The following is a 22692-nucleotide window of genomic DNA, read 5'->3' on the forward strand; positions in this document are numbered from 1 at the left end:
GAATGAATTCGACAAATCACCGGTTTTATAATAGGCGATCAACAAAAGCGGCCGAGGCGCTAACCCCGGCCGCTTTTGTCGGTGTTTTGACGTGCGCTCAGGAAACCAGGCGCAAAATCTCGGCGACGACGTCACCGACGGGGGCGCGGCCGTTTTCGCCGCCGCGCCACGAAAGGCAATAAAAGCCTTCGGCGGTGGGCGTCATGCTCAGCTTGTCGTAACCTCGCTGGCCAAGCACCGCGAAATGCCTGGGCCGCAGGCCGGCCAAGGCCGCTTCGATGATGGCGTAAACCTGCTGATAAGCGGCGAAAACCCGTGAGTCAACACCGCTGAAGCTCTGCTGGGCCCATTCCAGGCAGTTGACGCCGATGACCAACACGTCCACCGCCGGCAGCTTGGCGGCCAGGGTCAGTTTGTTGCGTTCGATCTGATACAACCGGCCTTCGTGCACGCGGTTGCTGGTCAGCAGGCTGGTGGCCAGCAGTTGCTCGGCCTTGCTGGTAACGAAATCGCTGCGGTAGCCGCTGGCCAAGACGCGGGGCAGCAACTCGGGCGGACTCACCAGGCCCTCGCTCAACAGGCCGCCCGGGTAGCCCGAGACGGCCCAGCCGTTGATGGCCGGCGCGGGATGACACAGCGGCGCGGCCAGCAAGCCGACTCGCTTGGAACCGGCCATGGTCCGCCAAATATCCGGCGCGGCCATGTCGGCCAGACTTTTGGGGTTGTCCATGCCCAAACGGCCGGACAGGCCGTGCTGGGCCGGCGCGCGCCCGCTGAAAAGCGTGGCCCAGCGAGCCAAGTCATCCTCGGGGTCGACGCCATCGAACATGGCCCGGCCCCAGGCCCGATGCATCAGGAAGTGGGGGGCCACTTCGCAGACCGCCTCGGCGCCAAGCCCGCCCACCAGAAACACCAGAAGCGTCGGCGGCGTCTCGGCCACGCTGGGCGTCGCCGCGCGCTCGAGCTGAAGCCGGCTCAACGTCTCGCGGGCGGCTTGGTCGCCGGGCTGGATGGCCAGATAGCGTTCGAGATAGACATGGGCCGCCTCGACCTCGCCTTTGGCCATGCTCAACTCGGCCAGCGCCCGCCAGGCCCACGGGTGGCCCGGGTGGGCGCAGAGGCCCTTGACCAAGGCCTGGCCGGCCTCGGCGTGGCGGCCCAGGCCCAACAAGGCCTGGGCCTGGCCCAGATGGACCTCGGCGTCGGCGATCACGTGATTGGCCGCCAGGCCGAAGTTTTTGGCCGCGTCTTCCAGCCTGTGCTCGTCCAGGGCCCGGCGCGCTTCCATTTTATATTGTCGGCCCAGCTTTTCGGCGGCCTTGGACTCGGCCACGGGCTTGAGCGGGGCCAGCCAATCCCAATGGGGCCGCGCGGCCATGGCCAGATTGATCAACTCGACGGTCAGTTGGGGGTCGTCGCCGGTGAGCAAAGTCTTGACCAGGCGTCGGCATTCGGGCTCGCCGCGCTCGTCGGCCACCAAGCGCCCGAAAACATCGATCGCCGCGGCGGCGTCGCCACGGTTGGCCTCGGCCAGGGTCCACAGGTGCAACACCTGGGGGAACTGGTTGAAGGTCTGGTTTTCGGCGAACAAAAAGTCCTCTGGCTTGCTGCGCGCCAGGTCTTGCATCTCGAAAAAGCGTCGCCCGGCCAGGCAGACATCATCCCACTGCCGTTTGTAATAATAGGCGTGAACTAAAAACAGCCAAGGATCCGGATAGTTGGGCATGGCCTCCAGGCAGGCGTGGGCGTAGGTGACGGTCTCGTCCCAACGTTGCAGGGCGTAAAGCGCGCCCAAAAGCGGATAGTAGCAGCGCGGGAAGTCGGTGCCCGGCGCCAGTTGCTCCTGGGCCAGACGAATGGCCGTGAGCGACTCGTCCACGGCCTCCAGGCAGGTGTCGATGCGCGAGGCCAGGGTCTGGGCCAGATAGGCGTGGGCCTTGAAGTTGTGGGGTTCGCGCTCGATGGCTTGGCGCAGCATGCCCAGCCGCCGCTGATGCTTGGCCTCCATGGTCTGGGGGTCCAGGTTGTAGCCGTAGTGGGTCAGCTTGACGTCCGAACGGGTGTAGTGGCCCTTGATGCGCGGTTCGTTGTGCACCAGGCCGGCGTAATGAAAGCCCACGCCATTGCGGAACAGGCGCGGGTGCAGCAGGAACGTCGACCCGCCGCCGGGCACGTCGTTGTAGAGCTTGAACAGGAAGCAGTTGAGCCCCTCCGGCGCGTTGGTCAGTTGGCGCATCAGGGGCGCGGTTTGCTGGTCGAGTTCCTCGTCGGCGTCGAGGATGAGGATCCAGTCGCCGGTGCAGTAGCCGATGGACTGGTTGCGGTGGGTGGAAAAATTGTTTTCCCACGGGTGGTGATAAACCTTGGCCCCGTAGGAGGCGGCGATCTCCACGGTGCGGTCGGTGGAGCCGGTGTCGACGACGATGATCTCGTCGACCCAGGGCTTGACGCTTTCCAGGGCCCGCGGCAACATTTTCTCTTCGTTCTTGACCATCATGGCCACGCTGATGGTGGGCCTTTTGCCTTGGCCTTTAGGGGCGACATTTTTTTGTCTACTGCCAGCCATGATCCCTCCGCCGCTGGGAAAAATCTCGTCAAACTGTTTAGTTAGCATTGAGTTTATGTTTCCGCCGCGGCGGTGTCAACCACCCATGACGACGCCCGCGGCGATTGACGCCACCGCGGCGCGGCGCTTTTTTTCGACCCCACGACAAAAAAAGCCTTAACCCGTTTTTCAAGATGCCGATAAGTCCCTTGAAACAACTGGTGTGACGCCGGGCTAATCTCACGCAAGGGGAAAGGCACACCGTCCAAGGCGCCAAAAGGATATTGGCGCACACGAACCAAGGAGGGGTTCCAATGAGTCTCATTATCAATCACAACATGATGGCCGCCAACGCGGCGCGCAACCTGACGACGACCTACGGGCGGCTTTCGACGTCGGTGCAGCGCCTGAGCTCGGGCCTGCGCATCAACTCCGCCGCCGACGACGCCGCCGGCCTGGCCATCCGCGAAATGATGCGCGCCGACATCGCCACCCTCAACCAGGGCGTGCGCAACGCCAGTGACGCCATCAGCATGATTCAGACCGCTGAAGGCGCCATGAGCGTCATCGACGAAAAGCTCATCCGCATGAAGGAGCTGGCCGAACAGGCCGCCACCGGCACCTACACCACCGCCCAGCGCATCATCATCAACTCCGAGTATCAGGCGATGGCCGCGGAAATCGACCGTATCGCCAACGCCACCGACTTCAACGGCGTCAAGGTGCTCGACGGTAGCCTCCTGACTCTGCACGACGGCTCTGGCATGAAGATCCACTTCGGCACCGGCAACGACGCCGCCGAGGACTACTACTTCATCACCATCGGCGACATGCGGGCCACCTCGGTCACCGGTTTGCAGGTCGGCGGCGGCACCGGCCTGGATTCCGTGTGGCGCACCACCGGCCTGGACATGGCCGCCTCCACCGACACCATGGCCAACAGCGGCGCCTTCGGCATCCAGACCAGCACCGACGGCGTGACCTGGACCACCTACGGCTTCCTGACCGTCGACGACGACGACACCCTCGACGACGTCGTGGCCAAGTTCAACGACGGCGCGACCAGCCGGGGCAACGCCGCCACCAACAGCATCACCTTCGACTCCGGCTTCTCCTCGACGGACCTGGCCGGCGACACCATCACCATCAACGGCCACGCCTTCACCTTCAGCACCAGCACCAGCACCAGCACCGCCAACACCATCGGCCTCCAGGGCCTGGGCTCGGTGGCCTCCATCGCCGCCGCCACCCAGTTCGCCATCAACACCTGGGCCTCGGTGGGCAACGCCAACGGCGTCTACGCCACCATCAACGCCACGGCCAGCACCCTGACCGTCAGCCTCACCGACCGCGACTTCGGCGACAACACCTCGACCCTGGCCAGCAGCAACACCACCCTGACCCTGGGCGGGGCCACCTTCAGCGGCGGCGGAACCGACACCACCATCACCGCCGCGGCGGTCGAGGACGAGGACGGCACGGGCTACGAACTGCAAATCACCGCCGAAGGCAACACCCAGGTGCGCCTGGTCCAGACCAACGGCGCGGCCTTCACCGCCGCCAGCGCCACCGTGGGCGGCACGCCGACCACCGGCACCACCGTCTCCGAAATGGCCCTCAACACCGGGGCGGCGGCCTATGTCTCCGACTGGGCCGACGGCGACGACGACACCGAGTGGTTCAGCCGCAACGCCTCTGGCGCATGGTGGGACGGCGCCAACATCATCACCCAGAGCGCGGCCCAGCTCGCCCTGGCCCAGCTCGACGACGCCATCAACCGCAAGGACACCGCCCGCGCCTCCTTGGGCGCGACCCAGAACCGCCTGGAAAACACCATCACCAACCTGCAGATCCAGGCTGAAAACCTCCAGGCCGCCGAATCGCGCATCTCCGACGTGGACGTGGCCCTGGAAATGACCGAGTTCACCCGCAACAACATCCTGGCCCAGTCGGCGGTGGCCATGCTGGCCCAGGCCAACAGCCTGCCGCAACTGGCCCTGCAGCTCCTGGGCGGTTGATCAGCCAGGCGACTGAAGACTGAACAAACTATCGCCCCCGTCGGCCCGCGCCGGCGGGGGCCTCGTCTTGGCCACGCGCCGCCGAGGATAAAATCCGTTTCACGTATCGAAAAAGCTCAAGTTCCAGCCCGGCGCTGCCGAAAAGGTTCTTGAAAGCTCTGGAGAAGGCGACGGCCTTCATGCCCGTGGGGACGGGTGACAAGACTTTCGAGATTGGCACGGGGACCCGCCAACGCATCGCTAGGGAGTCAAAAACAAAAGCCGCTCCGATATGGACTTCGGGCCGCGGCGCAAAAACAACCACGGAGGGGATCATATGTCTCTTTACATCAACCACAACATGATGGCGTCCAACGCCGCGCGCAACCTGTCCAACGTCTACGGTGACCTGGCCACCTCGGTGCAGCGCCTGTCGTCGGGCCTGCGCATCAACTCCGCCGCCGACGACGCCGCCGGCCTGGCCGTGCGCGAGATGATGCGCGCCGACGTCGCCGCCCTCAACCAGGGCATCAGGAACGCCTCCGACGCCATCAGCATGATTCAGACCGCTGAAGGCGCCATGAGCGTCATCGACGAAAAGCTCATCCGCATGAAGGAGCTGGCCGAGCAGGCCGCCACCGGCACCTACACCACCGCCCAGCGCTTGATCATGGACTCGGAATACCAGGCCATGGCCGCGGAAATCGACCGTATCGCCAACGCCACCGACTTCAACGGCATCAAGCTCCTCGACGGTAGCCTGCTGACCCAGCACGACGGCTCGGGCCTCAAGGTCCACTTCGGCACGGGCAACGAGGCCGCCGAAGACTACTACTACGTCTCCATCGGCGACATGAAGGCCACCTCCATCACCGGCCTGCAGGTCGGCGGCGGGGCCGGCGAAGGCGCGACCTGGCGCACCACCGGCCTGGACATGGCCGCCTCCACCGACGCCATGGCCAACAACGGCACCTTCGGCATCCAGACCAGCACCGACGGCACGACCTGGAGCAACTACGGCTTCCTGACCGTCGACGCCGGCGACACCCTCGACGACGTCGTGGACAAGGTCAACGCCGGCAACGCCGCCACCAACAGCATCACCTTCGCCGCCGGCTCCTCCTCGACGGACCTGGCCGGCGACACCATCACCGTCAACGGCCACGCCTTCACCTTCAGCACCGGCACCAGCACCAGCACCGCCAACACCATCGGCATCCAGAACCTGGGCTCGGTGGCCTCCATCGCCGCCGCCACCCAGTTCGCCATCAACACCTGGGCCTCGGTGGGCAACGCTGACGGCGTCTACGCCACCATCAACGCCACGGCCAGTTCCCTGACCGTCAACCTCACCGACCGCGACTTCGGGGCCAGCACCGACACCCTGGCCAGCAGCAACACCACCCTGACCCTGGGCGGGGCCACCTTCAGCGGCGGCGGAACCGACACCACCTCCGTCACCGCATCGGCCGTGGCCGACGCAGACGGCTCGGGCTACGAACTGCAGCTCACCGGCGGCACGGGAGTGCAGGTGCGCCTGGTCCAGACCAACGGCGCGGCCTTCACCGCCTCCACCGCCACCGTGGGCGGCACGCCGACCACCGGCACCACCGTCTCGTCCATGGCCCTCAACACCGGGGCGGCGGCCTATGTCTCCGACTGGGCCGACGGCGACGAGGACAGCGAGTGGTTCAGCATCGGCTCCACCGGCCCGACCTGGGACGGCGCGCACATCCAGACCCAGAGCGCGGCCCAGCTCGCCTTGGCCCAGATCGACGCGGCCATCAGCAAGAAGGACACCGCCCGCGCCTCCTTGGGTTCGACCCAGAACCGCCTGGAAAACACCATCACCAACCTGCAGATCCAGGCAGAAAACCTCCAGGCCGCCGAATCGCGCATCTCCGACGTGGACGTGGCCCTGGAAATGACCGAGTTCACCCGCAACAACATCCTGACCCAGGCGGCCGTCTCCATGCTGGCCCAGGCCAACAGCCTGCCGTCACTGGCCCTGAGCCTGCTGGGCGGCTAGGGCCAAACCGGCCGCCTTTGGGCCCCAAACACATCGTCAAAGCCCCTGTCGGCCCACGCCGGCGGGGGCTTTCGCCGTGGGCCGGTCAAATGGCATAAAAGTGATTCGACACGCCAAATTATTGTCAAGTTCCGAGCCCGACGCGCCGAAAAGGTCTTTGAAAGCATTGAAACGGCCTCCGCCCACTGCCCCCCCCTGAGGCGACCCGGTTTCAACGCCCCCTCGATCGCAAGATAGCAGCAGTTGTCCGCTCGACAGGGAGGTTGGGCCGTGGGTAACCCATGGAGGCAGGGGGACGTATGTCTCTTTACATCAACCACAACATGATGGCGTCCAACGCCGCGCGCAACCTGTCCAACGTCTACGGTGACTTGGCCACCTCGGTGCAGCGGCTGTCGTCGGGCCTGCGCATCAACTCCGCCGCCGACGACGCCGCCGGCTTGGCCGTGCGCGAGATGATGCGCGCCGACATCGCCGCCCTCAACCAGGGCGTGCGCAACGCCAGCGACGCCATCAGCATGATCCAGACCGCTGAAGGCGCCATGAGCGTCATCGACGAAAAGCTCATCCGCATGAAGGAGCTGGCCGAGCAGGCCGCCACCGGCACCTACACCACCGCCCAGCGCTTGATCATGGACTCCGAATACCAGGCCATGGCCGCGGAAATCGACCGTATCGCCAGCGCCACCGACTTCAACGGCATCAAGCTCCTCGACGGCAGCTTGCTCACTCAGCACGACGGTTCGGGCCTCAAGGTCCACTTTGGCACGGGCAACGAGTCGGCCGAGGACTACTACTACGTCTCCATCGCCGACATGAAGGCCACTTCCATCACTGGCCTGCAAGTCGGCGGCGGGGCGTCCGGGGCGGAGGCAAGCGTCTTTCGCACCAACAGCCTCGACATGGCCAGCACATCCGACACGCTAGACCATTATGGGGCTTTCGGCATACAGCTAAGCAACGATGGCGCTGACTGGGGCCGATATGGCTACGTCAATTACGGCCCCGGCGACACCCTCGACGATATCGTCAACAATATCAACCGCGGCAACGCCGGCGGCAACTTGGTTGACTTCAGCACCTGCACCACCACCGAGTTGGACGGAGAGTCCGTCTTCGTCAGTGGTTTTGAATACAGGTTCAACAACTCAACCCTGCCGGGCCTGACCGCCATCTCCCTGACCACCTTGAGCATCGGCACCCAGGGAGCCTCCCTGGCCTCGGTGGCCCAGTGGTTCCAATGCGCCGTCAACTACAACGCCAGCGCCAGCCCGGGTTCATCCAAGTTGGTGGCTGTCTACGATTCAGCGGAACCGCAGTCGGTCATCCTGAGCGCGACCAGCTTTGGTCTCGACGCCATGGCGATCACCAGCAGCTACTCCACCTTGGTCTTCATGAGCCCAACCTTCACCGGCGGCGGCCAAAACAACGCGGTAAGCGCCGAGGCGGTGCAAGATTCCGATGGCTCGGGCTGGGAGTTGCAGATCACCGCCACAAACGGCCAGTACATGCGCCTGACCATGCCCGATGGCCAAGCCTTCGAGCTCAACGCGTCCAGCGAAGGCGGCGATCCCTCCGGCGACTCCGTCGACCCCACGGTGGCGCTGCGGATAGACCTATCCGGAACCTATGTTTATGCCGATTCACGGCTGGACCAGACCAACGAATGGTTCAGCCAGGGCGCGGGCGTGAGTTGGGACGGGGCCAACATCCTCACCCAGAGCGCGGCGCAAGCGGCCCTGGGCCAGATCGACGCGGCCATCAACCGCAAGGACACCGCCCGCGCCAACCTGGGCGCCACGCAAAACCGCCTGGAAAACACCATCACCAACTTGCAAATCCAGGCCGAAAACCTCCAGGCCGCCGAATCGCGCATCTCCGACGTGGACGTGGCCCTGGAAATGACCGAGTTCACCCGCAACAACATCCTCACCCAGGCGGCCGTCTCCATGCTGGCCCAGGCCAACAGCCTGCCAAACCTGGCCCTGAGCCTGCTGGGCGGATAAAACCGGCCGCGACGCGCGACAACAAAACCCCGTCCGCGCGGCGGGGTTTTTCTTTGGCCTTGGCTTGTGGTTGGCTCAGTTCAGGCAGGCTTGACTGGGGCCCAGGGGCTCCTCGCCGCAGACCAGATTCTTGCCCAGGGCCTTGGCGCGATACATGTTCTTATCGGCCCGCTCGACGACCTGCTCGGGGCGCTCGTCGTCGGGGCGAAAGCACGACACGCCAAAGCTGGCCGTCAGCCGCGCCCGTTGGCCGGCCGCCGTGAAGGCCCAGGCCGCCAGCGAGGCGCGCAGGCGCTCGGCCAACACGTAGGCCCCGTCCAGGCTGGTCTCGGGCAGCAGGCAGACGAACTCCTCGCCGCCGAAGCGGGCCAGGAAATCCACCGCGCGCAGGCCTTGCTGGCAGAGCCTGGCCACCTGGATCAGGGCTTGGTCGCCCACCAGATGACCGAAACGGTCGTTGATGGCCTTGAAGTCGTCGATGTCGAGCATGATCACCGAGCAGGGCCGGCCAAAGCGCAGAAAGCGGTTGAACTCCACGCGCAGGCGGCTGTCCCAGGCCCGGCGGTTGGCCAGCTTGGTCAGTTCGTCGGTCAGGGCCATGGTCTCCAGGCGATCCAGCGACTGCACGGCCTTTTCCAGCTCTTGGCTCTTGTCGACCAGCTCGCCGCCCAGCCTGCTGCTGGCCTGGTTGACCTCCTGGACCTGGAGCAGGGCCTGACGCAGCCAGCGGCCGGCCTCGTCGGCCTCGCCCAGGCGCTGGGCCGCCTCGATGGTCTTGCACAGCTCACGGCTGGCCGAATCGGCCAACTCGGCCGTCTGGCACGAGCGGGCCACGATGAAATCGGCCGTCTGACGCAGCGATTGCGCTAGGCGTTCGTTGTTGCGGCGCATGTCGATGTTGGCCTCGGCGCTGAAAAGCTGGCCAAAGACCTGGCTGGTGGTCTCGGCGGTCCATGGGCGGCCGGTGTTGAGTTGGGCGTCGACCACGCGGCGGACAAGATGCAGGTCGCCCTCGAAATAGAGATAAAATATCATGTAATTTTCGGGCGTTGCCGGTATCTGATGCTGGCCGAGGAACGGCAGCACCTTGCGCGCGATGGCAAGGGAAATTTCGAACAATCTTTTATGGTTGTCCGTTGTCATGGCCTTAAGTAATAACAAATCGCCACCCGATGCGCCAGCGACAAATTGCCATGACGCGCTAGGGTTAGGCGTGGGTCTGGAAATATTTTTCGGGATTGGCGCGGTAGGCCACCACCCGCACCGGCTCCATGGTCACCAGGCCTTCGCCGATCAGTTCGTCCAACAGCGGCGCAAAGCGCTGGATTTTTTCTTCCGCGTCGATGATCTCGATGATCACGGGCAGGTCTTCGGACAGGCGCAGGATCTTGTCGGTGTGCAGGCGGCTGTTGGCCCCAAAGCCCAGCATGGCCCGCCAGGCCGTGGCCCCGGCCAGGCCTTCTTGGCGGGCCCGCTCGACGATGAGCTGATAGACCGGCTTGCCGTGAAGCCTGGCGCTTTCGCCGATAAAAATACTCAGCCTGAGGCACTGGCCGTCCAGTTTCATGCAAAGCCTCCTTTTACGCTACAGCGCCCGGGCCAGGGCCATGCCGGCCAGCACGGCCAGCAGGCCAATGATGTTTTGCAACGCCAGGTTGCCCATGGCGAAAAGCCATTGGCCGCCGCGCAGCAGTTCGCCGGTTTCGAACATGAAGGTGGAAAATGTGGTGAAGGCGCCCATGAAGCCGGTGAGGATGATCAGCCTGGCCTCGGGGCCGATCACGGCCCGCTGCACGGCCAGGGCCCAGACCAGGCCAAAGGCGAAGCTGCCCACCAGATTGACGCAGACCGTGCCCCAAGGAAAGCCCGCGCTCAGCCAACGATGAACCAGGTTGCCCAGGCCATAGCGGCACAAGGTGCCCACGGCCCCGGCCAGGGCCACGAGGATCAGTTTTTGGATCATGCCAGTCGCTCCCGCCTCGGGCGACCGATGAACGGCCGCGTCTCATAGATAACACCAGCCGTTCGGCGGCACAATCATCTTTCACAAATGATATAATGAACAGCTCTGGCCCTTGACACGAACCCATAGCTTTGATAGTTGTTTTTGCTCAACCCTAATAGCAGCTTATAGCCCCCGGTCGAGCTTCCTGTTCCCTCCGCGCCGGGGAAAGACCATTGGAGTGGGGATGTCCAAAGGCAAAATCGAAATAGAACGCGAAAAATGCAAGGGCTGTCACCTTTGCGTCGCGTTCTGCCCAAACCAATGCATCCAGGTCAGCAAGGAAATCAACAGCAAGGGATACTACCCGGCGGAGTTCAAGCCCGAGGAGGCCAAAGAGGGCAAGGACGGCTGTTCGGGTTGCTGTATCTGCGCGACGATGTGCCCGGACCTGGCGATAGAGGTGTACCGTGGCTAAAAAATTGATGCGTGGAAGCCACGTCCTGGGCGAGGCCGCCGTGCGCGCCGGGTGCCGTTACTACTTCGGCTACCCCATCACGCCGCAGAACGAAGTGCCCGAATACATGTCCGGCCGGCTGCTGGAGGTGGGCGGCACGTTCGTCCAGGCCGAGAGCGAACTGGCCTCGATCAACATGGTCATTGGCGCCTCCATGGCCGGCGGCCGGGTGATGACCAGCTCCTCCAGCCCGGGCATTAGCCTCAAGCAGGAGGGCATCAGCTATCTGGCCGGCCTGGAGCTGCCGGCGGTGATCGCCAACATGGTCCGCGGCGGGCCGGGCCTGGGCAACATCGCCCCGGCCCAGAGCGACTATTTCCAGGCCACCCGCGGCGGCGGCCACGGCGACTATCGCTGTATCGTGCTGGCGCCGGCCTCGTGCCAGGAGCTGTGCGACATGACCATCCGCGCCTTCGACCTGGCCGACAAGTACCGCAACCCCGTGTTGATCCTGGGCGACGGCATGATGGGCCAGATGATGGAGCCGGTGAACTTCCCCGAGCCCCTCGACCCGGCCGCCCTGCCCAAGAAAGACTGGACCCTGAGTGGGGCCAAGGGCCGGCCGCCACGGGCGCTCCTGTCGCTTTTGCTCAACCCCAAAATCCTCGAAGAGCACAACTACAAGCTGGTGCGCAAGTACGACGCGGTGGTCCAGAACGAGATCGACTGGGAATCCTACATGACCGAGGACGCCAGGCTGGTTTTGGTGGCCTACGGCACGGCCGCGCGCATCGCCAAGGGGGCTATCGCCAGGGTGCGCGAACTGGGCATGAAGGTGGGCCTGCTGCGGCCCAAGACCCTGTGGCCCTTCCCCAAGCCGGCCCTGCTGGAGCTGACCAAGGTCGTGCGCCATCTCTTGGTCATCGAACTCAGCGCCGGCCAGATGGTCGAGGACGTGGAGCTGGCGGTCAAGGGCCAGGCCGAAGTCAACTTTTATGGCCGGCCCGGCGGCGTGGTGCCCACCCCCGAGGAAGTCGCCCACCAGATCACCCACTATTATTACCGCGCCCATCTGGACCAGGATGGCCCGGCGTCCGCCAGGCGGGAGGCTTAGCATGAAAAAAGTCTTCGAAGCGCCCAAGAGCCTCAAGCCCAACATCTTCCACTATTGTCCGGGCTGTGGTCACTCGATCATCCACCGCCTGGTGGCCGAGGTCATCGACGAGCTTGGCTTCCGCGAGGAGGCCATCGGCGTGCCGCCGGCCGGCTGCGCGGTGTTGGCCTACAACTACTTCGACGTGGACATGGGCGAGGCCCCCCATGGCCGGGCCCTGGCCGTGGCCACGGGCATCAAGCGGGTGCTGCCGCAAAAGGTCGTCTTCACCTACCAGGGTGACGGCGACATCGCCGCCATCGGCACGGCCGAAACCATCCACGCGGCAAACCGCGGCGAGCGCATCACGGCCATCTTCGTCAACAACGGCGTTTACGGCATGACCGGCGGCCAGATGGCCCCCACCACCCTGCCGGGCATGTACTCGACCACCACCCCCGGTGGCCGCGACGTGGCCCGCGATGGTTCGCCCCTGAACCTGACCGAGATGCTGGCCATCGCCAAGGGCAGCGTCTACCTCGAGCGCGTGGCCGTCACCTCGCCGGCCAAGGTCAACAAGGCCAAAAAGGCCATCAAAAAGGCCTTCCAGGCCCAGATCGACAACCTTGGCTTCAGCCTGGTCGAGGTGCTCTCGCCCTGCCCCACCAACTGGAAAATGCAGCCGGTGGCGGCCTGCCAGTGGGTCGAGGAGGAAATGACCCGGTTCTTCCCGCTGGGCGTAATCAAAGACGAGACCGGCTACAAATAGCCGCCGCCGAAGGAGGTCAGCGTTGACCGTTAAAAGCATATTCGCCGGTTTCGGCGGCCAGGGCGTCCTGCTGATGGGCTACACCCTGGCCCTGACGGCCATGAACGAAGGCAAGGAAGTGACCTACCTGCCGTCCTACGGGGCGGAGGTGCGCGGCGGCACGGCCAACTGCACGGTGGTGGTCAGCGACCAGCCCATCGCCAGCCCCGTGGCCAGTTCGCCCGACATCATCGTGGTGATGAACAACCCCAGCCTGCTGCGTTTCGCCAACATCGTGCGACCCGGCGGGATGGTGTTGATCAACGAGGATTTGGTGCGCGACCAGATCGGCCGCGACGACGTGAAAATCATCAAGGCGCCCGTCAACAGCATCGCCCACGACCTGGGCGAGGACCGTTCGGCCAACGTGGTCATGCTGGGCGCCATGGCCCAGGCCACCGGCGTGGTCGGCCTCGATGCGCTCAAGGAGGCCCTGGCCGCCACCGGCCTGGGCAAAAAGGCCAAGGTTTTGGAACTCAACAGGCGGGCCCTGGATGCGGGCGCCGACCACGTTCGCCGCCTCGCGGCCAAGGAGAGCTAGAGATGACCGTCACCCAGCTCACCATCAACATCCCCGACCGTCCGGGTCAACTGGCCGCCATCAGCGAAATGATGGGCGAGGCGGGCGTCAACATCATCGCCTTCTTCGTCTCGACCAACACCCCCGGCGGCCAGGGCCTGATGCGTTTCGTGGCCGACAACCCCGAAAAAGCCTACAACGTGCTGGTCGGCCGCGGCGTCGACGTCAGCACCCAGCAGGTGCTGGCCGCCGAGACGCCCCATCACGCCGGCGGCTTGCAGGCCGTGCTCAACCCGCTCAAGCGCACCGACATCAACGTCCTGCACATCTACCCCACCATCCAGACCACCGAGTCGACGATCCTGATCATCGGCGTGGCCCCCGAGACCTTGCAAACGGCCGTCGAGGCCCTGCAAAAAGAGTGGATCCGCCTGTTTGACGAGGAACTCTACAACATGTGAGGCGCGCGCCCGACGCGGGCGACGATCGACGAAAAAACGCGGACCCGACCGATAAAGTCGGGCCCGCGTTTTTGGCGTCACGCCGATCCGGGGCTTAGTGGTCCAGGCCCTCGTAGTCCTTGATGTCGAAGTTTTCGATGGTGATCCAGTCGGAGATCTTGCGGCCCATGCCCTTGACCTCGGGGTCGCAAACGGCCAGGAAGACGCTGTTGGCGCCCTGACGCTGCTCGGGGGTGAAGGTCAGCGGCGCGCCCAAGCCCTCGCTCCAACCCTTGAAGGTCTCCATCTGCTTGATGAAATTGTCATAGCTCAGGTCGTTGCCGCAGCGCTTGATGCCTTCGACCATGGGCATGGCGTAGAGGATGCCCGAGGTGTAGAAAGCGCCCCAACGCTCTTGCGGGGCGTACTTCTGCCAGGCTTCGCGCAGCTTGACCATCATCGGATGGTCGGACCAGGGCAGTTCGCCGAAGGTCGAGAAGATCACGCCCTTCCACAGGCCCTTGGTGATCTTGTACATCAGCTCGGGGTCGGCCAGGGTGGTGCTGGTCATGAACTGGGGCTTGAAGCCCATCTTGGCGGCGGTGCCCAGGGTGATGGCGGCCTGCTTGGGCAGCAACCACAGAACGACCACTTCGCAACCGGCTTCCTTGAGCTTGAGCACCTGGGTGCTCAGGTCGGTGTCGGTGACCTCGGTGGAGACGGCGGCGGCCAGCTCCAGCTTGTGGTCGCGCAGCTCCTTGCGAGCGCCCATCAGGCCGCCCTTGCCGTAGTCGTCATTCTGGTAGAGGAAGCCGATCTTGGTCTTCTTGAGGGTGTCGAGGGCGTGGCGGACCAACAGGGCCGCGTCGACCGGGTAGGTCGGGTAGACGCCGAAGATGTTCTTCTTGGGCGGGATCGTCCAGTGGGTGGAGCCAGACGACGGCGAGACCCAGGGGATGTTTTTCTCGACCAGGTAAGGCATCACGGCCATGCCCGGGCTGGTGCCCACGCCGCCGACAAAGCCCCAAACGCCTTCATTTTCGACCAACTCTTTGACGATGGCCTTGGTGCGGTTGGGTTGATAGCCGTCGTCGCGCAGATAATAGGCGATCTTGCGGCCGTTGACGCCGCCTTCGTCGTTAAGCATCTTGAAATACAAGTCGGTTCCGCGGGCCACCGCGCCCCAGAGGGCCGCCGGTCCGGTCTGGGGGCCCCACTGGCCGATCTTGATCTCGGTGTCGGTCACGCCCCTGACCTCGGCGGCCATCGCCGTGGCGCACAGGGCCGCGCTCATCACCAATGCCAGAAACAAGCTCAAAAACCTTTTCATGTTCCTCTCCCTCGAGACGTTTTCAATGCGTGCCGACGGTATGCCATCTCGAATACCGCACCGCCGAACTTCGTCGACCAAGAAGCCAAATCGCAAGCCTTTCGCCGGCTTCGCCGCGGCCAGCGCCGCCAAGCCACCCCAAGGCGACGCCTCCGGCCACGCCAGCCAGCGCGAGCGGCCATCGTCATCGCCGACGACCGTCCATATTCACGATCCGGCAATAACGAGTCTAGAATATCCCAACGCCGATTTTCAATGCGAAATAAGCGACCACTTGTCGTTGTGATGAAATTTACAAGCAGCGGTTATTTTTTTTGACGATTTTTGAAGCCATGACTTTTGGATAGGCCATAAGAAAAGGCCGCCGAACACGGCGGCCCCGTTTGGCGACGCCGGTGATCAGTTCACCACCAGCTTATCACTTCGTCGCTGTCAAAGACAAGCTCCACCAGTTTGGCGTAATCGGCGTCTTCGTAAAGATTGAACCGCCGCGCCTGCTTGCCCTCGGCCAGTTTCTCGGCCAAAAACGTGGTGGTCTTGTCGGGTTCGGTTTTGAATATCATCAAGTGCTTCACGCCACGCCTCCCTAGAACGGCACGACCAGTTCATATTGCTTGATTTTTTCGGCCATGTCCTCCAGGGACATGTACTGCACCTGCTCGAAGTTGTCCACGTTGGCCTGGACGTTGCTGTAGACCTCGCCTTCCAGGTCGTCGACGAGCATCTCCAGGTTTTCGCGCAGGTCGTCGATGGTCTTGGACGCGGGCACCCGCATTTCGTGATCGACCACGAACGCCGCGCACCACATGTTTTCCACCAACAGGCCCAGCGTGGAGCGAATGCCTTCCCAACAGTCGTCTTTTTTGATAATGAACGCGACTTTTTCGACCTTCATCTGCCGGCCTCCCTATAATACGATATAGCGGTCACAGTCCTCGATCAGGTGACCGTGGCGCATCTGCGTGGCGAAATCCTCGTCCTTGACCACCGGCACCGGCTTTTGCAGCTTGAAAAACTCGAAACCGACGTTGCACAGGCTGATGGTGGTCTTGCCCTCCATCTCGGGGAAACGCGGGTGCTGCGTCAACAACACGCCTTCGGCGCTGAGAAACACGATGACCTCATGCCCCGACGCCCTGGCCGCGTCGGTGATCCCGATCAGGTGATCGATGTGCTTATCCGAGGAAACCAGTATGCCCAGTTTGCCCATTAAACAATCTCCATGTCTTGCGGTGCGAAACGAAACGGGCCCGAAGCGCCCGTCAACTGCCAGTTTAGCCAAAAATTATATCACAATGTAACTTATTGTTCAGCCCTCACCCCAGACAAAGCTGGTCGTCAGCCGGGCCTGGCCCACCACCGAGGCGAAAACCCGCACCACCCAGGTCGGCTCCACCGAGCCCGGCCGCACGGCCAGCCAGCCCAACGGCGGGTCCAGCCGGCCGCGCAGCAACTCGGCCCCGGCCTTGGCGTCGGGGCGCATCAGCACCACGCCAAAGGCCCCGCCAATGACGAACATGCCGTCTTCCTGACGCTGGACCTGCACCTCCGGCGGCAGGTGAAAAAACAGCTCCAACATGTGTTGGGCCTTGGCCACCACTTGATCGACCACGCTGAGCAGGCCGCGTCGGCCGTCGAGGAACACCCGCCGCCGCAAAATCGGCCCACCGGCCAGATGGCGATAGCCATCGTAGCTGGCCGCGGCAAAGGCGTGGGTCTCGGTTTGCTCCAGGCCCTCCAGGGTGACCACGCCGCCGCCGGGCCGCGCGCCGTCCAGCAGGGCCGCGTTCTGCGCCTGGCGCGAGCGCAGATGGGGGCCCAGGGGCCCCTCGAAGGCCGGGCCGGGCGTCAACAGCAGCGGCCGGCCGTCCAGGCAAAAACTGACGGCCAGGGCCTGGGCCTGCCACTGATAGCCGTCGCTGGCCAGCCTGGGGCCGGTGCGAAAGAGCGCCTCGGCGCGGCGGTCGCCGGCGGCCAGGCACAACGACGACAGGCCCATGGCCGGCGCGTCGATGGCCTCGGGCGGTTTGGCCCAGGCCAGGCGGCGCAGGCCCTCCACGGCCTGATGGCCCATCAACCAAAACAGCGGCTCGTCCAACTGGCGGTCGGCGCGCAGTTCCGGCTCGCCCAGCAGCAGCGCGGCCAGGTTGGCCGGCCAGGCCAGGGCGCGCTCGGGCTTTTGGCCGGCGTCCAGGCGCAACGCCTCGGCCGCCGGGGCCCAACCCCAGGCCTGGCCGCAACCCCAGGGCGGCGCGCCAGCCCGGCAGCAGGCGGCCACCGGCCACAGGGCCTCGGCCAGGCCCGACGCCTCCAGGCCAGCCTTGCGAGCCAGCCACAGGCCCAACGCCCCCCATTGGCCGGCCGTGGCCGTGGCCATGGTCGGCCGGGCCGGGCCCACGCGGTCCCAGGCGGCCAGGGCCGGGCCGGCGCTTTCCGCCCCCAGCTTGAGCCAGTGGCCGGACTCGGGCAAAAACGATAGCGACCGGCCCAGGTGCATCAGGGCCACGGCCGGGGCCAGTTGCTCCAGGCCCGGCTCGGCGGCGGTCTCCAGGGCTCCGGCCAAGACCATGCCCGCCACCCGCAGGTCGACCACCGCCTGGGCCGTCACCGCCGCCTCCAGCCGCGAGACCACGCCCACCAGGCGCAAGGCCCACAGCCAGTTGACGACCCTGGTGGCCACCCAGGCCGCCTCGACCCAGCCGGGGCCCATCAGCGGCGGGCTCATGAGATGAAATTCGCGCATCTGGCGCTCGACGGCCGAGAGATAATCCGCCTCGCCCGCGATCAGCCAGGCCCTGGCCAGGCGCGTGACGATCTGGCCGCTCAGCCAGGGCCAGAGTCTGTGTTGCTCGTCGGGCGAAAGACGCAGCTTGCCCGCCGGCAGCGGACCGCCCGCATCCGGCCGGGGTGGCAGGCGCGCGGCCTCACGCCGGCTCTGGGCCATCAGGCCGGGGCCGTCGAAGAGCGAACCGAAAAAACGCGCTTGCCGCTGATCGGCGGCCAGAGGCAGGGCCAGGGGCAGCTCCATCTCCAGCCGCGCGGCCAGGCCCTCGGGCCGACCGGCGTAACCGCATTGGCGAAGCAGCCGTTCCACCGCCCGGTCGCCGGCCAACTCCTCGGCCACCTTGGCCGCGGTGGCGTTGCGGGCCAGGCGCTTGAAAACGCTATCGAGGTCGAAACGTTTCATCGATCGATCGCGGGGTTCGCGGGCATGGGGCGCTCTCCAGACAAGGCCGCGCAAAAGGTGACAGCGGCCGCCGCTTGCAAAGATAGCACAGACCGCCGCCTCGTCCACGACCTGTTTGCCCGCCGCGCCCCTTGCCAAGTCGCGGCGATTCTGCTAAAAAGAGCCATCCGGGCCGACGGGGCCCCTTTTCGTTTTTTGGGCGGTCGATGTCGCTGACGCACGATGCGGCCCGAGTCCCCGACGGCCGGCCTCCTCGACGAACGGCGGGCATGTTTTTTTCGACGGCCCCCGCGCGGCGGCCATTTTCGTTTTTCTGGCGGCGGATGTCGTTGACGCGACCTGCATCGGACCATAACCGGCGGCGTGTATTGGCCGCCATGGATCTTGGCTCCAACACCCTGCGCCTGCTGGTGGCCGAGGTGGACGCCTCGGGCTGGCGCGCGGTGCAACGGGCCATGGCCACGCCGCGCCTGGGCCTGGGTCTGCGCCCCGGCGCCGCCCTCGATCCCGCCGCCAAACAGGCCGCCGCCACGGCGGCCGCTGCATTTGCGCGCCAGGCCAGGGCCGCCGGGGCCCAAGCCATCGCCTTGGCCGCCACCCAGGCCTGCCGCGTGGCCAGCGACGGCGCGGCCTTCGTGGGCCACCTGGCCCGCGAGCTGGCCCTGGACCAGGCGGCGGTGATCGACGGCCGCCAAGAGGCCCGGCTCTCGCGCCTGGGCGTGCGCAGCCGTCTGGATGGCCCGGCCCAAGGCCTGTTGCTGGCCGACGTCGGCGGGGCCAGCACCGAAATCATCGACCTGGCCGACGAGGCCGACCTCGGCCAGAGCCTGGCCTTGGGCGCGGTGAGCCTCACCGAGGCCTGCCTGCGTTCCGACCCGCCCAGCGCCGCGCAATTGGCCGATCTGGCCCACCTGGCCCGCGAAGGCCTGGCCCCACTGGCCGGCCGCCGGGCGCGAGGCCTGGTGGCCAGCGCCGGCACCGCCGCCACCATCGCGGCCATGGCCCAGGGGCACACGGCCTATCTGCCCGAGGAAATCAACAACGCCGTGGTCACGCGCGCGGAGTTGGCGCGCCACTTCGCGCGCCTGGCGATCATGCCCCTGGCGCAGCGCCGGGCGGTCTTGGGCCTGGAGCCCAAACGCGCCGACATCATCCTGGCCGGCATGGCCATTTTCGCGGCGCTGATGGATATACTGAAATTGGACCGGATGATCACCATGGACGCGGGGCTGTTGGAGGGCATCCTCCTGGATTTCGCGGCCATACAATCCTTGGAGAAGCCGAGCCATGAAGCATGAAATAACCGAAGGCTTGACGTTCGACGATCTTTTGCTCAAACCGGGCCACAGCCAGGTGCTGCCCAACGAAGTCGACACATCCACCAGGCTCACGCGCTCCATCTCGCTACAAACGCCCCTGGTCTCGGCGGCCATGGACACCGTCACCGAGGCCGACACGGCCATCACCATGGCCCGCCACGGCGGCCTGGGCTTCATCCACAAAAACCTGAGCCTCCAAGACCAGGCCATCGAGGTGATCAAGGTCAAAAAGTCCGAATCGGGCATGATCGTCGATCCCATCACCGTGGGGCCGGACAACACCATCGCCCAGGTGCTGGAGCTGATGAGCCGCTACCGGGTCAGCGGCGTGCCGGTGGTGGTCGAAAACCGCAAACTGGTGGGCATCATCACCAACCGCGACTTGCGCTTCGAGACCAACCTGGACCAAAAAGTCTCGGAGGTGATGACCAAGGACCGCCTGGTCACCGTGCGCGAGGGCATCACCTTGGAGGAATCCAAGGCCGTGCTGCACAAGCACCGCATCGAAAAACTCCTGGTCACCACCGACGATGGCACGCTCAAGGGCCTGATCACCATCAAGGATATCGAAAAGGTGCGCCAATACCCCCACGCCTCCAAGGACGAACTGGGCCGGCTGCGGGTGGGCGCGGCGGTGGGCGTGGGCGAGGACGGCCTGCTGCGCGCCGAAAAGCTCATCGAGGCCGGGGTGGATGTGCTCTGCGTGGATTCGGCCCACGGCCACTCCCAGCGCGTGCTCGACACCGTGCGCGAGTTGAAGAAGGCCTTCCCCAGCCAGCCCGTGGTGGCCGGCAACGTGGCCACGGCCCGGGGCGCGGCCGACCTGATCGAGGCCGGGGTCGACGCGGTCAAAGTGGGCGTGGGGCCTGGCTCCATCTGCACCACGCGGGTGGTGGCCGGCGTGGGCGTGCCCCAGATCACGGCGGTGATGGAGGCGGCCTCGGTGGCCGGCCCGGCTGGCGTGCCGGTGATCGCCGACGGCGGGGTCAAGTTCAGCGGCGACGTGGTCAAAGCCCTGGCCGCCGGGGCCCAGGTGGTGATGATCGGCTCGATCTTCGCCGGCACCGAGGAGTCGCCCGGCGAGACGATCCTCTACCAGGGCCGGCGCTACAAGGTCTATCGGGGCATGGGCAGCATCGACGCCATGAAGGCCGGCTCGTCGGACCGCTATTGCCAGGACCGCAACGCCCCCGAGTCCAAGATGGTCCCCGAGGGCATTGTCGGTCGGGTGCCCTATCGCGGGCCGCTGTCCGACAGCATCCTCCAACTGGTGGGGGGCCTGCGCTCGGGCATGGGCTACGTGGGCGCGTCCACGGTGGAGCTTTTGCAAAAGCGCGCCGAGTTCGTGCGCATCACCTCGGCCGGCCTGCGCGAAAGCCACGTCCACGACGTGACCATCACCAAGGAAGCGCCCAACTATCGCATGGACTAACCCCAGAGCATTGGACAAAAGCCCGTGGCAGACATTCACGCCGAAAAAATATTGATCCTGGACTTTGGCTCGCAGACCACCCAGCTCATCGCCCGCCGCGTGCGCGAGGCCAGGGTCTATTGCGAGATCCACCCCTGCACCATGCCCCTGGAGCGCGTCAAGGCCTTCAACCCCCGGGGCGTGATCCTCTCCGGTGGGCCGGCCTCGGTCTACGCCGTCGACGCGCCCAAGGTGGACCCCGGCGTCTTTGAACTGGGCGCGCCAGTGCTGGGCATCTGCTACGGCATGCAGATCATCACCCACCTGTTGGGCGGCGTGGTGGCCAGGGGCGAAAAGCGCGAATACGGCCCGGCCAAGCTGAGCCTGCGCCAGGCCATCGGCCTCTTTGGCGAGTTGGACCAGGCCCAGCCCGTGCCGGTGTGGATGAGCCACGGCGACCGCATCGAGCAACTGCCGCCGGGCTTCCAGGTGCTGGCCACCAGCGAAAACTCGCCCGTGGCGGCCATGGGCGACCCGGCGCGGCGCATCTACGGCGTGCAGTTCCACCCCGAGGTGGCCCACACGCCCCAGGGCGCGACCATGCTGGCCTCCTTCGTGCTGGGCGAGTGCCGCTGCCAGCCGATCTGGACCATGCACAACTTCGCCGAGGCCACCATCGCCGACTTCAAGGCCCGTCTTGGCGGCAAGAAGGTGCTATGCGCGCTGTCGGGCGGGGTGGATTCGTCGGTGGTGGCGCTGTTGCTGCACAAGGCCATCGGCCCGGATCTGCACTGCATTTTTGTCGACAACGGCCTGCTGCGCGCCGGCGAGGTCAACGAGGTCAGCAACGTCTTCCGCGAGGTTTTTGGCGTCAACCTGGTGGTGGCCAAGGCCGCCGAGCTGTTCCTCTCGCGTCTGGCCGGGGTGGTCGACCCCGAACAAAAGCGGCGCATCATCGGCCACACCTTCATCGAGGTCTTCGAGGCCGAGGCCAAAAAGATCGGCAAAGTCGACTACCTGGCCCAGGGCACGCTCTACCCCGACGTCATCGAGTCGGTCAGCTTCCGTGGGCCCAGCGCGGTGATCAAGAGCCACCATAACGTAGGCGGCCTGCCCGAGCACATGAAAATGGAGCTGGTCGAGCCCCTGCGCGAGCTGTTCAAGGACGAATGCCGCGAGGTGGGCCGCGAACTGGGTCTGCCCGAAACCATCGTCGGCCGTCAGCCCTTCCCTGGTCCGGGCCTGGCCATCCGCATCATGGGCGAAGTCAGCGGGCCCAAACTGGCCACCTTGCGCCAGGCCGACGGCATCGTGCTGGAGGAAATGCGCGCCGCCGGGCTCTATGACAAAGTCTGGCAGAGCTTCGCCGTGCTGGTTCCGGTGAAAACCGTGGGCGTCATGGGCGACGAGCGCACCTACGAGGACGTCATCGCCCTGCGCGTGGTCGACAGCGTCGACGCCATGACCGCCGACTGGACCCGCGTGCCCTATCAGGTGCTGGCCACCATCAGCAGCCGGATCATCAACGAAGTGGCCGGCGTCAACCGCGTGGTTTTGGACATATCGAGCAAACCGCCCGCCACCATCGAGTGGGAATAGGCCAAGGGC

Annotated in this window: 19 protein-coding genes and 2 pseudogenes; 12 read left to right on the forward strand and 9 right to left on the reverse strand. The window is 65.3% G+C overall.

What is annotated here, in order from left to right; genetic code table 11:
• Positions 1-97: 97 nt before the first annotated feature.
• On the reverse strand, positions 98-2566 hold the full coding sequence (locus DEBA_RS17200; protein WP_013259154.1) for a glycosyltransferase: 2469 nt from the start codon (positions 2564-2566) through the stop codon (positions 98-100).
• Between the two features lie 293 nt (positions 2567-2859).
• On the opposite strand from DEBA_RS17200, the pseudogene DEBA_RS19060 reads away from it, so the two are divergent.
• The 4 genes and pseudogenes from DEBA_RS19060 to DEBA_RS18950 form a co-directional block, all read left to right on the forward strand.
• Positions 2860-3379 (forward strand): annotated as a pseudogene (locus DEBA_RS19060) (flagellin N-terminal helical domain-containing protein); the annotation flags it as partial.
• Positions 3380-4263: 884 nt separating this feature from the next.
• A pseudogene (locus tag DEBA_RS19065) lies at positions 4264-4563 on the forward strand (flagellin); the annotation flags it as partial.
• Between the two features lie 316 nt (positions 4564-4879).
• A complete protein-coding gene (locus tag DEBA_RS18945) occupies positions 4880-6571 on the forward strand; it encodes a flagellin N-terminal helical domain-containing protein (protein WP_013259156.1) in 1692 nt (563 codons plus the stop codon).
• Positions 6572-6870: 299 nt separating this feature from the next.
• Entirely contained in the window at positions 6871-8577 is a 1707-nt protein-coding gene (locus DEBA_RS18950) for a flagellin N-terminal helical domain-containing protein (protein ID WP_013259157.1), read from the forward strand.
• Between the two features lie 75 nt (positions 8578-8652).
• Here DEBA_RS18950 and DEBA_RS17205 read toward each other — a convergent pair whose 3' ends face one another.
• The 3 genes from DEBA_RS17205 to crcB form a co-directional block, all read right to left on the reverse strand.
• Complete coding sequence (locus tag DEBA_RS17205; protein WP_187288553.1) at positions 8653-9612, reverse strand: GGDEF domain-containing protein; 960 nt, start codon at positions 9610-9612, stop codon at positions 8653-8655.
• Positions 9613-9784: 172 nt separating this feature from the next.
• Complete coding sequence (locus DEBA_RS11785; RefSeq protein ID WP_013259159.1) at positions 9785-10144, reverse strand: DUF190 domain-containing protein; 360 nt, start codon at positions 10142-10144, stop codon at positions 9785-9787.
• An 18-nt stretch (positions 10145-10162) separates the two neighbouring features.
• Positions 10163-10540: a fluoride efflux transporter CrcB gene (gene crcB, locus DEBA_RS11790; protein WP_013259160.1), complete on the reverse strand. Its 378-nt coding sequence runs from the start codon at positions 10538-10540 to the stop codon at positions 10163-10165.
• Between the two features lie 226 nt (positions 10541-10766).
• Between crcB and DEBA_RS11795 the strand changes: the two genes are divergently transcribed.
• From DEBA_RS11795 to DEBA_RS11815, 5 genes are read left to right on the forward strand one after another with little or no spacing between them, the layout of a single operon-like run.
• Positions 10767-10997, forward strand: coding sequence for a 4Fe-4S dicluster domain-containing protein (locus DEBA_RS11795; protein ID WP_013259161.1), 231 nt, complete (start codon positions 10767-10769; stop codon positions 10995-10997).
• A complete protein-coding gene (locus tag DEBA_RS11800; protein ID WP_013259162.1) occupies positions 10990-12090 on the forward strand; it encodes a 3-methyl-2-oxobutanoate dehydrogenase subunit VorB in 1101 nt (366 codons plus the stop codon). The genes DEBA_RS11795 and DEBA_RS11800 overlap by 8 nt, the downstream gene beginning before the upstream one ends.
• Position 12091: 1 nt before the next feature.
• A complete protein-coding gene (locus DEBA_RS11805) occupies positions 12092-12838 on the forward strand; it encodes a thiamine pyrophosphate-dependent enzyme (RefSeq protein ID WP_013259163.1) in 747 nt (248 codons plus the stop codon).
• Positions 12839-12860: 22 nt separating this feature from the next.
• Positions 12861-13418, forward strand: coding sequence for a 2-oxoacid:acceptor oxidoreductase family protein (locus DEBA_RS11810; RefSeq protein ID WP_013259164.1), 558 nt, complete (start codon positions 12861-12863; stop codon positions 13416-13418).
• 2 nt (positions 13419-13420) lie between these two features.
• Entirely contained in the window at positions 13421-13858 is a 438-nt protein-coding gene (locus DEBA_RS11815; protein WP_013259165.1) for an ACT domain-containing protein, read from the forward strand.
• Between the two features lie 94 nt (positions 13859-13952).
• On the opposite strand, the gene DEBA_RS11820 is transcribed toward DEBA_RS11815, so the two are convergent.
• From DEBA_RS11820 to DEBA_RS18955, 5 genes are all read right to left on the reverse strand, one after another.
• Positions 13953-15167, reverse strand: coding sequence for an ABC transporter substrate-binding protein (locus tag DEBA_RS11820; protein ID WP_013259166.1), 1215 nt, complete (start codon positions 15165-15167; stop codon positions 13953-13955).
• Positions 15168-15571: 404 nt separating this feature from the next.
• Complete coding sequence (locus tag DEBA_RS18440; protein WP_013259167.1) at positions 15572-15742, reverse strand: hypothetical protein; 171 nt, start codon at positions 15740-15742, stop codon at positions 15572-15574.
• Positions 15743-15753: 11 nt separating this feature from the next.
• On the reverse strand, positions 15754-16062 hold the full coding sequence (locus tag DEBA_RS11825; protein ID WP_013259168.1) for a hypothetical protein: 309 nt from the start codon (positions 16060-16062) through the stop codon (positions 15754-15756).
• A 12-nt stretch (positions 16063-16074) separates the two neighbouring features.
• Entirely contained in the window at positions 16075-16377 is a 303-nt protein-coding gene (locus tag DEBA_RS11830) for a hypothetical protein (RefSeq protein WP_013259169.1), read from the reverse strand.
• 99 nt (positions 16378-16476) lie between these two features.
• Positions 16477-18354 (reverse strand): heparinase II/III domain-containing protein, encoded by a 1878-nt coding sequence (locus DEBA_RS18955; protein ID WP_013259170.1) that lies wholly within the window; start codon positions 18352-18354, stop codon positions 16477-16479.
• Between the two features lie 377 nt (positions 18355-18731).
• On the opposite strand from DEBA_RS18955, the gene DEBA_RS11840 reads away from it, so the two are divergent.
• From DEBA_RS11840 to guaA, 3 genes are read left to right on the forward strand one after another with little or no spacing between them, the layout of a single operon-like run.
• Entirely contained in the window at positions 18732-19652 is a 921-nt protein-coding gene (locus DEBA_RS11840; RefSeq protein WP_013259171.1) for a Ppx/GppA phosphatase family protein, read from the forward strand.
• Positions 19642-21105: an IMP dehydrogenase gene (guaB, locus tag DEBA_RS11845; RefSeq protein ID WP_013259172.1), complete on the forward strand. Its 1464-nt coding sequence runs from the start codon at positions 19642-19644 to the stop codon at positions 21103-21105. Before DEBA_RS11840 ends, guaB begins: the two co-directional genes overlap by 11 nt.
• A 24-nt stretch (positions 21106-21129) precedes the next feature.
• A complete protein-coding gene (guaA, locus tag DEBA_RS11850; RefSeq protein WP_013259173.1) occupies positions 21130-22683 on the forward strand; it encodes a glutamine-hydrolyzing GMP synthase in 1554 nt (517 codons plus the stop codon).
• The last annotated feature ends 9 nt before the right edge of the window (positions 22684-22692 follow it).

It is taken from the genome of Desulfarculus baarsii DSM 2075 (assembly GCF_000143965.1).
GTDB lineage: Bacteria > Desulfobacterota > Desulfarculia > Desulfarculales > Desulfarculaceae > Desulfarculus > Desulfarculus baarsii.